Below are 15,082 nucleotides of genomic sequence, written 5' to 3'. Positions count from 1 at the left end.
TCTCTAAAAAAAACTCGCGTCTCTCTTATTTTATCCCAATATGTCAATGAACTTTTACAATTATCAAACTATCAATTTGATGCTTTAGACAGAAAAATTAAAACTAATCAAATTCTCTAATTAAAAGTAGTCTCAGGCAGACTCGAACTGCCGACCTCTACATTATCAGTGTAGCGCTCTAACCAGCTGAGCTATGAGACTTGGTCTTTCGGTACTATTGTAAAAACCTTTAATAACATGAATTGACAAAGCATTAAAACTAGTTATTAAACTTATATGTTAACAACCTTAACATCTAGATAACCATAACTCTATAGCTCTTAAAAAGGAGGTATTCCAGCCGCACCTTCCGGTACGGCTACCTTGTTACGACTTAGCCCCAGTTACTAGTTTTACCCTAGGCGGCTCCTCACGGCGACCGACTTCAGGCACCCCCAGCTTCCATGGCTTGACGGGCGGTGTGTACAAGGCCCGGGAACGTATTCACCGCAGCATGGCTGATCTGCGATTACTAGCGATTCCAGCTTCACGGAGTCGAGTTGCAGACTCCGATCCGAACTGTGATAGGGTTTGTAGATTCGCTCCTACTCGCGTAGTGGCTGCTCTCTGTCCCTACCATTGTAGCACGTGTGTAGCCCAGGACGTAAGGGCCGTGATGATTTGACGTCATCCCCACCTTCCTCTCAGTTTACACTGGCAGTATGGCTAGAGTCCCCGACATGACTCGCTGGTAACTAACCAAAGGGGTTGCGCTCGTTATAGGACTTAACCTGACACCTCACGGCACGAGCTGACGACAACCATGCAGCACCTTGCAATTTGTCCGAAGAAAAAGATATTTCTATCCCTGTCAAACTGCATTTAAGCCCTGGTAAGGTTCCTCGCGTATCATCGAATTAAACCACATGCTCCACCGCTTGTGCGGGCCCCCGTCAATTCCTTTGAGTTTCATTCTTGCGAACGTACTCCCCAGGTGGGTTACTTATCACTTTCGCTTAACCACTCAAACCGCAATTGGCTCGAACAGCTAGTAACCATCGTTTACTGCGTAGACTACCAGGGTATCTAATCCTGTTCGCTACCTACGCTTTCGTCCATCAGCGTCAGTGTATTATTAGTGATCTGCCTTCGCAATCGGTATTCTGTGTAATATCTATGCATTTCACCGCTACACTACACATTCTAACCACTTCATAATAACTCAAGAACAACAGTATCAATGGCAATTTTATGGTTGAGCCACAAACTTTCACCACTGACTTATCATTCCGCCTACGGACCCTTTAAACCCAATGATTCCGGATAACGCTTGAATCCTCCGTATTACCGCGGCTGCTGGCACGGAGTTAGCCGATTCTTATTCATACAGTACCGTCAACAGCGTACACGTACACCTTTTTCTTCCTGTATAAAAGCAGTTTACAACCCATAGGGCAGTCTTCCTGCACGCGGCATGGCTGGATCAGGCTCTCGCCCATTGTCCAATATTCCTCACTGCTGCCTCCCGTAGGAGTCTGGTCCGTGTCTCAGTACCAGTGTGGGGGATCTCCCTCTCAGGACCCCTACCTATCGTCGCCTTGGTATGCCGTTACCATACCAACTAGCTAATAGGACGCATACTCATCTTACAGCCATAAATGTTTAATCTAAAAAAGATGCCTCTCTTAGATACTATGAGGTATTAATCCAAATTTCTTCGGGCTATCCCTCTCTGTAAGGCAAATTGTATACGCGTTACGCACCCATCCGCCGGTCGTCAACTGGTGCAAGCACCATTGTTACCCCTCGACTTGCATGTGTTAAGCCTGCCGCTAGCGTTCATCCTGAGCCAGGATCAAACTCTTCATCGTTGTTTCTTAATTTATCTTAACCTATTAAAATTACAACTACCTAAAAAGTCCTTAACTCAAAATTTAACTTCTAGTCTTAATGCTTCATTTTTAATCATAAATCTCTTACGAAATTTACAACTTGTCAATCCAATATTTCAACGAACTTTTAAAATTCTTTTGAACAAGTAAACCAAATCAATAATCTACCTATATTTCTATTTTTGCGAGTGCAAATGTAAAACTATTTTCTAACATAACAAGCTTTCAACTAAAAAATATTTAAAAACTTACTCCGCAAATAATTTAGAACTTCACAACTCAATTGCGGGGCGCAAAACTACAACCTTTATCCACAATAACAAAACTTTTTTAACGCGTTTTTGGAAATAAATCCCTAATTAATTATCCTACAAATATTTACTAGAAAAATTAATTCGAAATTCATCAATAAAACTATTTGATCAATAACTCACTCAAATACCATAATATCGGTATTGACTCTACATAATATGATGTGAAATAATTTGATTTAATCAAATCTGAAGCAATAATGGCTAACAAAAGGATTACTGATATAAAGATTAAAATAAATAAATTGTAATTAAGGCTAAACCCTATTGCTAAACCTAATTGCGCAAATACCAAAAAAATCCCTATAGCTTTTGAAAGTTGAACACCCATCATTTGAGGTAAAGTTTTCAGTTGAGCATCATCATAATTAACATCACGTATCTCAAAAGGTATTAAAAGGATTAATATTAAAACAAATCGATGTAAACTAAAAAAACATAGTTGATGAAAATCAATAATAATGATAGAATTTACTAAAGGAAGTAAAACTGTAGTTAAGGTCCACACCAAAGCTATAATAAATATCTTTAACCCTTTTATAGTCCTCAAATTTTTAGCTTTTGGCAAAAAAGGGATAGCATAGGCGATTGTAAGTAGACTTATAAAAACTAAAAGCAGTAGTTCTTGCCAGCTACAATTAAAAATAAAAAATAGTAAAGTAATAAATACAACTAAAGAAAATAACTGGATTAACTGTAGGTTTTTAGTCAAACTAAGATAGTGAAACTTAGCAATGCCCGCATACTTCACGAAATTGTAACCTATTATTGTTGAGCAAAAAATTACTATGGCTAAATTTAAATCTAGAACATAATTAAAAGACAAAGATGTGATATAAGTAAAAGCAACAACAGCAAGCGCAACATGAACACTAGCATTAATGTAAAAATCAAACAATCTTTTGATAAAGCTCATTCCACAAAATTAAACCATTAAACTTAACTATTATACAGTATCTTTTAACAAGTGTTTTCTTTTAAATAATGTATTTTTGTGAGCAAATTTTTAAAAAGTTTGTAATGAACACAGAATCATTTGCATTACGCCATATTGGGCCTAGTCAGGCTGAAGTCCGAGATATGCTTGATAACATTGGTGTTAACTCACTTGAGCAACTCATTTATGAAACTATTCCAGACGACATTAAGCTGGATCAACCTCTAAATCTACCTGATGCTTTAAGTGAATATGAGTTTTCAAATCATATCAATAATTTATCAAAGCAAAATAAGGTTTTTAAATCATTTATAGGTTTAGGGTATCACGAATCTGTAATGCCTGCAGTGATTCAAAGAAACATATTAGAAAATCCAGGCTGGTACACAGCTTACACACCTTATCAAGCTGAAATTGCTCAGGGCCGACTAGAAGCATTGCTCAACTTTCAGACCATGGTCTCAGACTTAACAGGAATGGAGTTAGCTAATGCATCGCTACTTGATGAAGCTACTTCAGCAGCAGAAGCTATGAACTTACTCTTTGCTGTTCGTAATCGCGAACAGAAAAAAAATAAAGTAATCAAGTTTTTTATAGATAGTCAGGTTTTACCTCAAACTTTAGCACTACTAGAAACACGTTCAGAGCCTTTAGGTATAGAACTTGTTGTTGGAAACCCTGATGAATTTACCTTCTCAAAAGAATTTTTCGGAGCTTTATTACAATACCCTGGTAAACATGGACAAATTACTGACTTTGAAGGCTTCACAAAAAAAGCCATTGAAAACGATATAAAAGTTGCTGTTGCCGCTGATATATTGAGTCTGGTTAAACTTCAAGCTCCTGGAGATTGGGGTGCAGACGTTGTGGTTGGCACAACACAACGTTTTGGAATCCCATTAGGTTACGGTGGCCCGCATGCAGCTTATTTTGCAACAAAAGAAGCCTACAAACGTCATATTCCTGGCCGTATTATTGGTGTCACTAAAGACCTAGATGGAAACTTTGGTTTACGTATGGCTCTACAAACTCGTGAACAACATATTAAACGTGATAAGGCGACTTCAAATATTTGCACAGCACAAGTACTTTTAGCAGTAATGGCAGGTATGTATGCAGTATATCATGGGCCTGAAGGATTAAAACACATCGCTAACACAATTCATCATAAAACTGTCAACCTCACTAATGAACTTGAAAAACTAGGATATTATCAAGTCAATAGCCTATACTTTGACACTATTCAAATTAAAGCTGAAGCTCAAAAAATCAAGACTTTAGCTGAACAACATGGTATTAACTTTTACTATCCTGATGAAGAAACTGTTTGTATTTCAATAAATGAAACGACTTCAGTTGAGGATTTAAATACAATTATTGATGTCTTTGCTAATGCAAACTCTAGCACTTCGAAACCGATTTCATTTTCAGTTGAATCTATTATTGATCAACATGAGCTAGCGAGGGAAACTAAGTTTTTAACTCATGATGTTTTTAATCGCTACCATTCAGAGACAGCATTAATGCGTTACATCAAATCACTAGAACGAAAAGATTTAGCCTTAAATCATTCTATGATTTCTCTAGGTTCATGTACAATGAAGTTAAACGCTGCTTCAGAAATGTTACCGCTTTCTAACCCACAATGGGGCAATATTCACCCGTTTGCACCGAAAGAGCAAGCCAAAGGTTACCAAATTATGTTAAGAGCCTTAGAAAACTACTTAACTGAAATCACAGGTTTTTCGGCAACCTCACTTCAACCTAATTCTGGTGCACAAGGCGAATATGCTGGTTTAATGGTTATTCGTGCTTATCATCAATCAAATAACCAAAGCCATAGAAATATATGCTTAGTTCCATCATCTGCACATGGTACCAACCCTGCAAGTGCAGTTATGGCAGGAATGAAGGTTGTCGTGGTAAAAGCAAATGAGAAAGGAAATATTGATGTTGACGATTTAAAGGCTAAAGCTGAAAAATATAGTGAGAATCTTGCAGCGTTAATGGTGACTTATCCTTCAACACATGGTGTTTTTGAATCTGCAATAAAAGATATTACTAAAATTATTCATGATCATGGCGGTCAAGTTTATATGGACGGAGCTAATATGAATGCACAAGTTGGCTTAACCAGTCCTGGTCAAATTGGTGCTGATGTTTGCCACCTAAATTTACATAAAACTTTTGCTATTCCTCATGGTGGTGGCGGTCCTGGCGTTGGTCCTATATGTGTAGCCAAACAATTAAAGCCATTTTTACCTAATAATCCGATTATTGAAACAGGTGGCGAGCAAGCAATATCTGCTATTTCAGCAGCACCTTTTGGATCATCTTTAGTTTGTTTAATTTCTTATGCCTACATAAGAATGCTCGGCGAAGAAGGTTTAAGAAAATCTACTGAAACTGCCATATTAAATGCCAATTATATTAAATCTAAACTGAATGACTTCTACCCAACATTATATTCTGGCGAACGTGGTAGAGTTGCACACGAAATGATTATTGATTGTCGTGCTTTTAAAGCTTATGGCATCGAGGTAAAAGACATCGCTAAACGTTTAATTGATTATGGTTTTCATGCCCCAACTGTTTCTTTCCCAGTGGCTGGAACGATGATGATTGAGCCGACTGAGAGCGAAAACAAAGAAGAATTAGATCGCTTTTGTAAAGCTATGATTTCAATTCGTAAAGAAATTGAAACATGCACTAAAGACGAATCTAACAATGTTCTTAAAAATGCACCACATACGCAAGAAATGTTAACTTCAAATGAATGGATTTTCCCATATTCTAGACAAAAAGCAGCTTTTCCTTTAGATTACTTAAAATCTAACAAATTTTGGCCAACGGTTAGAAGAGTTGATGAAGCATTCGGTGATAGAAATTTAATGTGTACTTGTGCTCCAATTGAAGATTACATTTCATAATTAGTCATCAAACATCTATAAGCCTTCTTGATAAATCATTAACAAGAAGGCTTTTATTTTTGATATACTATATTTTTTTAACACTTAAAAAAATTAATCGCAAATTCATTGATAAGTTATTATTTTTAAATCAACTTTGATGTATCTAAAACAAGTTTAGTATGGCATATGTAAAAATTACAGGAGTGGGCAGCTATGTTCCAAAAAACATTAAGACCAATCAAGATTTTTTAAGTAACCAATTTTACACTTTAGATGAATCAAAGTTTGATGCACACCCTGATGAAATTATAAAAAAGTTTAAAGCCATCACTGGTATTGCGGAGCGCCGTTATGCCGATAATGATATGAAAACTTCAGATATCGCAGCATTTGCAGCTCAAAAAGCAATTACAAATGCAGGCATTAATCAAGAAGAAATAGACTATATTATTGTAGCCCATAATTTTGGAGATGTCGAGCATCAAACACAACAAACAGATATTGTACCAAGTATTGCCTCTAGAGTTAAGCAAATTTTAAAGATTAAAAATCCTAAATGTGTAGCCTATGATTTAGTGTTTGGTTGCCCAGGATGGATAGAAGGCTGTATACAATCTAAAGCTTTTATAGATGCCGGTTTAGCAAAGCGAACATTAGTAATTGGTGCAGAAACACTATCTCGTGTAATAGACCCTCATGATCGCGACTCTATGATATATGCTGATGGTGCTGGCGCAACAATTTTAGAGTCAACTGAAGAGAATGGCGGTATCCTTTCTCATCAAAGTGCAACCTATAGTTTAAATGAGGCAAAATATATTTATTTTGATAAATCTAACTCACCTCAAAGACTAGACAACCGCGGCTACATAAAAATGTATGGCCGTAAAATCTATAATTTCGCGCTAACTAAAGTTCCTGAAGCCATGAAAGCTTGCTTAGATGAAAGTGGACAAAGTATTGACCAAATAAAACGAATTTTTATTCATCAAGCTAATGAAAAAATGGATGAAGCCATTGTGAAACGCTTTTATAAGCTTTATAAAACTGAAATGCCAGAAGACATCATGCCGATGAGTATAAGTGAACTTGGAAATAGCAGTGTAGCAACAATACCAACACTTTACGATTTATACTTACTGGGTTATTACGGCGGTCAAGAATTCGAAAAAGGAGACTTAATTATGTTTGCAAGCGTAGGTGCTGGGATGAATATTAATGCGATTACCTACCAAATTTAACGAGATGTACGAACGCCATTATCCTGAAAAACGTTTTAATCTTACCTTAGATTTTTTAAAACAACACCAAGCACCACCGCAATCAATTTTAGATTTAGGTATTAAAAATCCTTTTTCTAAAATCATGCAAGCGCATGGCTATGATGTCTCAAACACCTCAGGAACAGACTTAGACGACGATCAATCAGAAATTATAACATCTAAAGCTCAAATAACCACAGCATTTGAAATTTTCGAGCATTTATTATCACCTTATCAAGTTTTAAAGTCAATCCAAACGCCTTATTTATTTGCAAGTATTCCTCTAAAACTCTGGTTTTCTAAAGCTTACCAAAGTAAAACCGACCCTAGAGATCGGCACTTTCATGAATTTGAGGATTGGCAATTTGATTGGCTATTAGAAAAATCTGGTTGGAAAATTTTAGACCACATAAAATTTACAAATCCAGTTAATAAAATAGGAATTAGACCGATCTTAAGACAGTTTACACCAAGATATTATTTGGTATATTGCACAAAAGTTGACTAAGATTTGAAGGTATTAATTATTATCCCTGCACATAATGAAGCTGAATTTATCAAAGAAACACTTCATTCTTTAATTCAGCAAACACTTTTACCAGCTGAAGTCATTGTAGTTAATGACAACTCAACAGATTCGACTGAAGCTATTGTAGAAGATTTTTCAAAGCAGTATAGTTTTATAAAATTAATTAATAGATCCTCGTCGAACACTCATGAACCTGGCAGCAAAATTGTAAAAGCCTTCAATTATGGTTTATCGCAAACTTCAATTACATACATCGATATCATCTGTAAGTTTGATGCTGATTTAATATTTCCTCCTAATTATCTTGAAGCTATTATTCAAGCATTTAAAGACCAACCAAAATTAGGAATTTATGGCGGATTTTGCTCAATTAAAACCAATTCAGGCTGGAAACTTGAGAACTTGACAGGCAACAAACATGTTAGAGGCGCTCTTAAAGCTTATTCAAAAAAATGTTTTAAAAGTATTGGTGGATTAAAACCTGAAATGGGTTGGGATACCATCGATGAGTTACTTGCTCAATATTATGGCTTCACTGTAAAAACTAATAGTGAACTTGTGGTTAAACATTTAAAGCCAACTGGAACACGATACAAAACCGCTTTAGCTAAGAAATTTGGTATTTCATTGCATCAAATTCGTTATGATATTGGACTTGCGGTTTTAACTTCATTAAAAATAGGGTATAAAAAGCAAAGCTTGAAATTTTTTATCATTTCTATGCTCAACTTTTTTAAAGCAAAAACTAAAAAAATTCCTTATTTAGTAGACTCTAAGCAAGGAATTTTTATTCGCAAATTACGTTGGAAAGGTGTTTTAGATAAATTAGTCTAAAGCTTCTTCAATTACCGATCCGGTTGCCCCATTTGGCATTTCAATACCTAACAATGCTGAAATCGTCGGTGCAATATCAGTTATAAAAAGTTTTTTATAGGTATAACCAGGCTTTACACCTTGACCATAAAGCAAAAATGGTGCTTGCGTATCATAATTTAAGCCTGAACCATGTGTTGAGCCTTTTTTTGGATAAGAAATGTATGAAGGTTCAAAAGCAAAAATTATATCTCCGCTTCGCTTGGGATGGAACCCATTTTTAATTAAAGCTTCGGCTCTTGTACTAGCAGAACTTTGAGCTAAATTTTCTCGGGTAAAAACACGGTCTATTTTTGGGTATTGTAATAAGAAATGCTTGATTTCCCGTTGAAGTTTAACTAAGTTGCTATATGTTACTAAAAGGTCATAGTTTAAAAATATTTGCTGATTACTTATATTTTTAATAACATTTTCATACCCAAATTCATTTAAATACTCATTTAAATCAGCCTCTAATTGTTTCGTATCAAAATAACCTGCAGGAATGTGGTGATCTTTTAAAAATTGAGGAACATGAACCGCACCATGATCGGCGGTTAAAAATAAAGTATAATTATCCTTGCCTACTTTCGAATCTAAGAAGTTTAGCAAATTTGCAATATCTCTATCTAACCTAATATAGGTGTCTTGTATTTCTTTTGAATTTACACCAAAATTATGACCAACATAGTCTGTACTCGAAAAACTTACAGTTAAAACATCTGTATAATTATCCTGACCTAAGTCTTCAGCTTTGATTGCCTCTTTAGCAAAATCAACAATGATAGAATTTCCGTAGGCAGTTGTTTTCAAAATATCAAATTCACCATTATCCTTACTTAAAGTTTTTAAGTCATACGGAAAGCTTGCGTTATCTTTTCCTTCAAAACCATGCTCATAATTATTAATATCATTACCACTTTCAGTGTATAATTCAATATTTTTAAAGGTGTTCCAATCTTTGTTTAAGTAATTTTCAACAACCTTTGAGTTATTAAATTTTTGTACCCACTTTGGAAGTTCATTATGATAAAAACTACTTGAAATAAAATGCCCTTTATCTTTGCCATAAAACCAATAAGCAGCATTTGCTGTGTGACCAGCTGGTAAAATTGCACCACGATCTTTAATTGATATCCCAATTGTTTTACCTCTAAATTGAGTGTGAAGCCTATTTTGATCGGCAAAAGTTGTTGTTAACATTCGATGAGGCGACATTTTTCCATCGCGGGTATCGGTACCTAAAGATTTCACCTTGTCATCGGCTGCACAGTAAATAAACTCATCGTGAAATTTGTCGTACCACGTATTGCTAATAATTCCGTGATTCATTGGGCTTGTTCCCGTAAAAATTGAAGCATGACCAGGACCAGTATAAGTTGGTACATAATTGAAGTGAAGATTTTTAGCCTCAAAGCCTTCACGCTTTAAGCGCTTAAAACCATCTTCTGAGTAATGTGAATCAAATTTTGTAAGATAGTCAAAACGCATTTGGTCTACTACAACACCTACAATAAGTTTAGGTTTAGACTGATTTTGAGCTAATAATACTCCTGATAAAAAGGCAAAAAAAATAAAACTGGTTAATCTCATATTTACAGATTTTATACAAAGTTAAATGAAGCTTCAAAATTAAAGATTAACTGCAAGTTAAATTGATAGCTCAATATTTTATTCTATTTTTAGCAAAAATTCTAGGGGAATTCAATGAATTACATCGAAAGTATTGGCCTATATTTTATCATGTTTCGAGATTTGTTCAAAAAAATGACCAAAGCCTCTCAGCTGAAGCGATTGATATTGCAAGAAATTCATGTTTTAATGACAAAATCTTTAGGGATTGTTGTTTTCATTTCTTTCTTTATCGGTGCGGTTATTACCATTCAAACGGCTTTAAACTTATCAAATCCTTTGATACCAAAATCTTTAATAGGCTATGCAGCAAGACAGTCGATTATATTAGAATTTTCACCAACATTTATATCTGTAATAATGGCTGGAAAAGTCGGTTCTTATATAACCTCTAGTATAGGAACGATGCGTGTCACAGAGCAAATTGATGCATTAGAAGTTATGGGTATTAATTCACTCAATTATTTGGTGTTTCCTAAGATCATAGCGATGCTATTTTATCCTTTTATGATTGGTATATCCATGTTTATAGGTATTTTTGGAGCTTATATTGCTGCTACAATTGGTGGCTTCTTGAGCTCAAGCGAATTTTTAACAGGCTTGCAAGAAGATTTTACGCCATTTCATATTATTTACGCCTTTATTAAAACTTTTATTTTTGCTATTATTTTGGCAACAATACCTTCATTTCATGGCTATTACATGAAAGGTGGCGCTTTAGAAGTTGGTCGAGCTAGTACAACTTCTTTTGTGTGGACAAGTGTTGTTATTATAGTTTCTAATTATGTAATAACTCAATTACTTTTAAGTTAATGATTAAAGTTAAAAACCTACATAAATCTTTTGGTGATGTTGATGTGCTTAGAGGTATTGACACGCAATTTATTCGTGGTAAGACGAATCTTATTATTGGTCAATCTGGTTCAGGTAAAACCGTTTTTTTAAAATGCTTATTAGGACTATTTGAACCTACTAAAGGTGATATCTATTTTGATGATAAAACTTACAGAGATTTTTCAGTCAAACAACGGCGAGAGCTAAGAAAACAAATGGGAATGGTATTTCAGGGTGGTGCTTTGTTTGACTCTATGACAGTTGAAGAAAACATCAAATTTCCCTTAAGAATGTTCACAAAGCAATCGCAAGCTGAAATGCAAAATCGTGTAGAAGAAGTTTTAGATCGCGTAAATTTAGAAGGTGCAAATCAAAAATTTCCTTCAGAAATAAGCGGTGGAATGCAAAAACGAGTTTCTATTGCTAGAGCCATTGTAAATAAACCCAAGTTTTTATTTTGTGACGAACCCAACTCAGGTCTAGACCCAAGAACAGCAACTGTAATTGATAATTTAATTCAAGAAATTACCAAAGAAAATCAAATCACCACTATTATTAATACACATGACATGAACTCTGTGTTTGAAATAGGCGAAAAAATAATTTATTTGCAAGATGGTATTTTAGCTTGGGAAGGCACTAAAGACGAAATTCATAAAACAGATAACAAAGCTGTTACAGATTTTGTTTATTCTTCAAATTTATTTAGAAAGGTAAAAATTGCTCAACAAAAAGGATATTAAATTTAAGCGCTCATTTTAATAAGATATTTCAACCTCAAGCTTTTCAACATCAAGTTTGTATGATAACCAATCTGAAAGGCGCTTTTGAAAATCTTGCTTCGTATCTGCTGAAATAGAATCTTTCCAAGTTAAATTAAAGGTCGGTATCGTGTCTACTTGACTAAAATTGGTAACTAAAGTTTCAGAAAAACTCACCTTGGTAACTTGTGTATAATTCAGTTTAATTTCTTTAGCAATTTCAGCAAAAGGGACATCTATTTTTTGAGTATAAACAGAGCTTAACTCTTTTTTTAATTGATCAATTTCTTTTGTTTTACTGATTAAGTCTAATGAGTCGCGTCGTTTCAATTCGACGATATATTTATATTCATTAAACTTTTCAGAACTTTCATTTTGCAACACTTTTAAGGTGGTGTTACTCAGGTAATCGTTGTTTTTTAGTTTGTCTTTCCATAAATCTATGACTTCATCCGGTATTTCTTTACCTAAAAACGCAACTTCTATAACCGGATTTTCACCAGAGTTATAATTAATATGAGTTGAGTTAGTCTGAAGGAATGAACTTCCATACTGAGCCAATTCTTCTTTTACAAAAGCCTTTGCATTTTGGTTAAAATAAGACTCTTGTAAAAGTTGATAAAACAAGTATATACTTGGAATTATAGCAATGATTGCGATAAAATATGCAGACCTAGCAATAAAACGACGGCGTTGCGAATTTGCATATTTAACCAACGGAAACTTTAAAACTTTTGAAACTACAAAAGTAGATAGTGCTATAAAAATGGTATTTATGGTAAATAAATAAATGGCTCCTCCAAAAATTGATAAATCCCATACTGCTAGGCCATAACCAGCAGTACATAATGGAGGCATTAAAGCCGTTGCAATAGCAACGCCAAAAATTACACTAGCAATAGTCCCTTTTTTAGTTTTTGCTATGATTAGTGCTAAGCCACCAAATATCGCCACAATAACATCTAAAATAGTCGGTTCTGTTCTGGCAGCAAGTTCTGGTGTTAATTCTGTAAGTGGCGAAATTTTAAAATATAAAAACGCAGTTACAACACTTAAACCTACCATAACACCTAAATTTATTAATGAGCGGCGCAAGGTATCAACATCATTAATCGCCACTGAAAAACCTAAACCCACAATTGGACCCATGAGTGGAGAAATTAACATAGCACCAATCACAACAGCAGTACTACTAACATTTAAACCTATAGAGGCAACTATAATTGAAAAAATTAGGATCCATGCATTGTGACCTCTAAAAGGAATGTCTTTAATAATCGCATCCATTGTCGAGTCTCGATCAGTTTCATCTCTGATATCAAGTAGATGAAGCAAATATGAACGAATGCTGCCATAGGTTTTCTTGGCACTTTCCTTTACCTCTTTTTGCTTAGCTTCAGATTCTTGCTTAGCTTTATCTTCGTTAGACTGTTGTTCTATGCTCACGTCTTATCCTATATAATCACCAAACTTATCTATAGCTTGCTGGCGTAACTTTTTAATATCTTGTTCGTCTGATTTTGGTGCAATTACTAATACTTTACCGTCTTCAACAACAATGTAATCATTAAGTCGCTGTAGCACAACAATTTTACCATTTTCAGTTCTGATAATGTTATTTTTACTATGATTTAAGATAGCATGAGCATTAATTACTGCATTATTTTCTGAATCTTTTTCAAGTTTATCATGTAAAGAACCCCAAGTTCCTAAATCATTCCAATCAAATTCAGCTGGAATACATCTCACTGAAGTTGATGGTTCTAAGATAGCATAATCAATTGAAATATTGGTCGATTTTGAATAATTAGATTGTATAAAATCTCGCTCAGCTGGTGTATTATAGATATTTTCAGCTTGTGCAAAAAGCTGAAACATTTCTGGCTGATGCAGCTCAAACTGTTTCAATATATAATTTACATTCCAAATAAAAATCCCAGCGTTCCACAAATAATTTCCTTCTGCTAAAAATCGTTTAGCAGTTTCATAATTAGGCTTCTCTGTAAATTTAATAACCGGTTTACTCAATTGGTTGGTATCAGCGTCTTCAAATTTAATATAACCATAGCCTGTGTTAGGAAAGCTAGGTTGTATTCCTAGCGTTAGCAAAGCTTCTTGGTCATCACAAACCCTAAACGCCTGATCCAAGTTTCTTGCAAAGGCTGCTTCGTCTTCAATCCAGTGGTCACTTGGTGCAACCACCATAGATGCATTAGGGTTTATGGCTTTTATTTTTAAAGCCGCTAACAAAATACATGGCGCTGTATTTTTCATCGCTGGTTCTAACACAATTTGAAAATCCTTAACCTCTTCAAGCTGCTGTTTCACCAAATCTTCATATAATTCATTGGTTAAAATAAAGATGTTATCTTGCGGGATAGACTTGTTTAATCTTGTATAAGTTTGCTGTAATAGTGTTTTACCAGTACCTAACATGTCATGAAATTGTTTGGGATGACTTGTTTTGCTGACTGGCCAAAACCGAGAGCCTACACCACCAGCCATAATTACAGCATACCTATTTTGATTCATATCAATAATTTTAAGATTAAGATTTTATAAGTTCTACTTCAGCATTTGGCTGAAACACATATTGGCGTTTCGTTTTTAGTTCTTCACATTGATAGCGTTTTCTTAATCGATGCCCTTTTTTAAAAAGTCGGCCGTTTGAAGTTTGAAATATACTACCTAAAGGAAGTTCAAAGATATAATTTTTTGTTGAAGCGTTTTGAGTAAAACGATTTCCAGCTGAAGTTTGGTCATAGTTTTTTAATGCAATCGATAATTTTGCGTCTGTATCACTACTAGCTCTAGGATTTTTAAAATGAATGGCTAATAAAGGAAGTATTTCATCTGGAAAGATTTTAGGATTAATTAGCGGTAACATCAATTTTTGAAAAACATACTTCCATTCTTTCCCGTGTGGTTTAATTTGTCTACCATAAGTTTTAAAAGCTATTAAATGGGCAATCTCATGAATTAATGTAATTAAAAACCGATATTTATTTAAACTGTGGTTAACCGTTATAAAATGCTTTCCATTGGTAAGTGTTCTAAAATCACCATGTTTAGATTGACGATCATTCACTATTTTTAAATGAACCTGATAATCTTCGATTAATTGCATAACCGATGTTAAAGCAGCATGAGGAATATAATTTTTTAATGTTGCACGCATGCC

The 15,082-nt window shown here is 34.6% G+C and carries 11 protein-coding genes, 1 tRNA gene and 1 rRNA gene; 6 read left to right on the top strand and 7 right to left on the bottom strand.

The features are described from left to right. Window positions 1–127 precede the first annotated feature (127 nt). The 3 genes from IMZ30_RS07885 to IMZ30_RS07875 form a co-directional block, all read right to left on the bottom strand. Window positions 128–201, bottom strand: a tRNA-Ile gene (locus tag IMZ30_RS07885). Window positions 202–324: 123 nt separating this feature from the next. Next, a 16S ribosomal RNA gene (locus IMZ30_RS07880) occupies window positions 325–1,850 on the bottom strand. Between the two features lie 435 nt (window positions 1,851–2,285). Then, window positions 2,286–3,098 (bottom strand): hypothetical protein, encoded by an 813-nt coding sequence (locus IMZ30_RS07875; protein ID WP_207037777.1) that lies wholly within the window; start codon window positions 3,096–3,098, stop codon window positions 2,286–2,288. A 104-nt stretch (window positions 3,099–3,202) separates the two neighbouring features. Between IMZ30_RS07875 and gcvP the strand changes: the two genes are divergently transcribed. The 4 genes from gcvP to IMZ30_RS07855 all read left to right on the top strand — a co-directional run bounded on the left by gcvP (window position 3,203) and on the right by IMZ30_RS07855 (window position 8,656). Continuing rightward, the gene (gene gcvP, locus IMZ30_RS07870) at window positions 3,203–6,049 is read left to right on the top strand and encodes an aminomethyl-transferring glycine dehydrogenase (protein ID WP_207037776.1); all 2,847 of its coding nucleotides are present in this window, start codon (window positions 3,203–3,205) and stop codon (window positions 6,047–6,049) included. A 161-nt stretch (window positions 6,050–6,210) separates the two neighbouring features. Continuing rightward, on the top strand, window positions 6,211–7,272 hold the full coding sequence (locus IMZ30_RS07865) for a 3-oxoacyl-ACP synthase III family protein (RefSeq protein ID WP_207037775.1): 1,062 nt from the start codon (window positions 6,211–6,213) through the stop codon (window positions 7,270–7,272). Between the two features lie 4 nt (window positions 7,273–7,276). Continuing rightward, window positions 7,277–7,801 (top strand): methyltransferase, encoded by a 525-nt coding sequence (locus IMZ30_RS07860; protein ID WP_207037774.1) that lies wholly within the window; start codon window positions 7,277–7,279, stop codon window positions 7,799–7,801. 3 nt (window positions 7,802–7,804) lie between these two features. After that, entirely contained in the window at window positions 7,805–8,656 is an 852-nt protein-coding gene (locus IMZ30_RS07855; protein ID WP_207037773.1) for a glycosyltransferase family 2 protein, read from the top strand. On the opposite strand, the gene pafA is transcribed toward IMZ30_RS07855, so the two are convergent. Beyond that, a complete protein-coding gene (gene pafA, locus IMZ30_RS07850; protein WP_207037772.1) occupies window positions 8,648–10,267 on the bottom strand; it encodes an alkaline phosphatase PafA in 1,620 nt (539 codons plus the stop codon). The genes IMZ30_RS07855 and pafA overlap by 9 nt on opposite strands. Window positions 10,268–10,381: 114 nt before the next feature. Here pafA and IMZ30_RS07845 point away from each other — a divergent pair, with 114 nt between their 5' ends. Then, window positions 10,382–11,119, top strand: coding sequence for an MlaE family ABC transporter permease (locus tag IMZ30_RS07845; protein ID WP_207037771.1), 738 nt, complete (start codon window positions 10,382–10,384; stop codon window positions 11,117–11,119). Next, a complete protein-coding gene (locus IMZ30_RS07840; RefSeq protein WP_207037770.1) occupies window positions 11,119–11,883 on the top strand; it encodes an ABC transporter ATP-binding protein in 765 nt (254 codons plus the stop codon). Before IMZ30_RS07845 ends, IMZ30_RS07840 begins: the two co-directional genes overlap by 1 nt. A 15-nt stretch (window positions 11,884–11,898) precedes the next feature. Here IMZ30_RS07840 and IMZ30_RS07835 read toward each other — a convergent pair whose 3' ends face one another. Genes IMZ30_RS07835 through IMZ30_RS07825 form a run of 3 tightly spaced genes read right to left on the bottom strand, consistent with a single transcriptional unit; the run spans window position 11,899 to window position 15,079 of the window. After that, the gene (locus IMZ30_RS07835; protein ID WP_242529647.1) at window positions 11,899–13,347 is read right to left on the bottom strand and encodes a DUF389 domain-containing protein; all 1,449 of its coding nucleotides are present in this window, start codon (window positions 13,345–13,347) and stop codon (window positions 11,899–11,901) included. Window positions 13,348–13,350: 3 nt separating this feature from the next. Further along, a complete protein-coding gene (locus IMZ30_RS07830; RefSeq protein ID WP_207037769.1) occupies window positions 13,351–14,433 on the bottom strand; it encodes a mannose-1-phosphate guanylyltransferase in 1,083 nt (360 codons plus the stop codon). A gap of 16 nt (window positions 14,434–14,449) precedes the next feature. Further along, window positions 14,450–15,079 carry a SprT-like domain-containing protein gene (locus IMZ30_RS07825; protein ID WP_207037768.1) on the bottom strand — a complete coding sequence of 210 codons (630 nt, stop codon included), beginning with the start codon at window positions 15,077–15,079 and terminating at the stop codon, window positions 14,450–14,452. Window positions 15,080–15,082: the final 3 nt, after the last annotated feature.

Origin of the sequence: Psychroflexus sp. ALD_RP9 (genome assembly GCF_017311165.1) — a bacterium.
Taxonomy (GTDB): domain Bacteria; phylum Bacteroidota; class Bacteroidia; order Flavobacteriales; family Flavobacteriaceae; genus Psychroflexus.
The sequence above is the reverse complement of the archived record's forward strand: the minus strand, read 5'-3'. Positions and strand labels throughout refer to the sequence as shown.

Bases quoted from the DNA above. Each gene is read 5' to 3' on its own strand.
- IMZ30_RS07825 (WP_207037768.1), bottom strand. From the start codon at position 15,079: ATGCGTGCAACATTAAAAAATTATATTCCTCATGCTGCTTTAACATCG.
- IMZ30_RS07845 (WP_207037771.1), top strand. From the start codon at position 10,382: ATGAATTACATCGAAAGTATTGGCCTATATTTTATCATGTTTCGAGAT.
- IMZ30_RS07840 (WP_207037770.1), top strand. From the start codon at position 11,119: ATGATTAAAGTTAAAAACCTACATAAATCTTTTGGTGATGTTGATGTG.
- gcvP (WP_207037776.1), top strand. From the start codon at position 3,203: ATGAACACAGAATCATTTGCATTACGCCATATTGGGCCTAGTCAGGCT.
- IMZ30_RS07860 (WP_207037774.1), top strand. From the start codon at position 7,277: ATGTACGAACGCCATTATCCTGAAAAACGTTTTAATCTTACCTTAGAT.
- IMZ30_RS07865 (WP_207037775.1), top strand. From the start codon at position 6,211: ATGGCATATGTAAAAATTACAGGAGTGGGCAGCTATGTTCCAAAAAAC.
- pafA (WP_207037772.1), bottom strand. From the start codon at position 10,267: ATGAGATTAACCAGTTTTATTTTTTTTGCCTTTTTATCAGGAGTATTA.
- IMZ30_RS07830 (WP_207037769.1), bottom strand. From the start codon at position 14,433: ATGAATCAAAATAGGTATGCTGTAATTATGGCTGGTGGTGTAGGCTCT.
- IMZ30_RS07875 (WP_207037777.1), bottom strand. From the start codon at position 3,098: ATGAGCTTTATCAAAAGATTGTTTGATTTTTACATTAATGCTAGTGTT.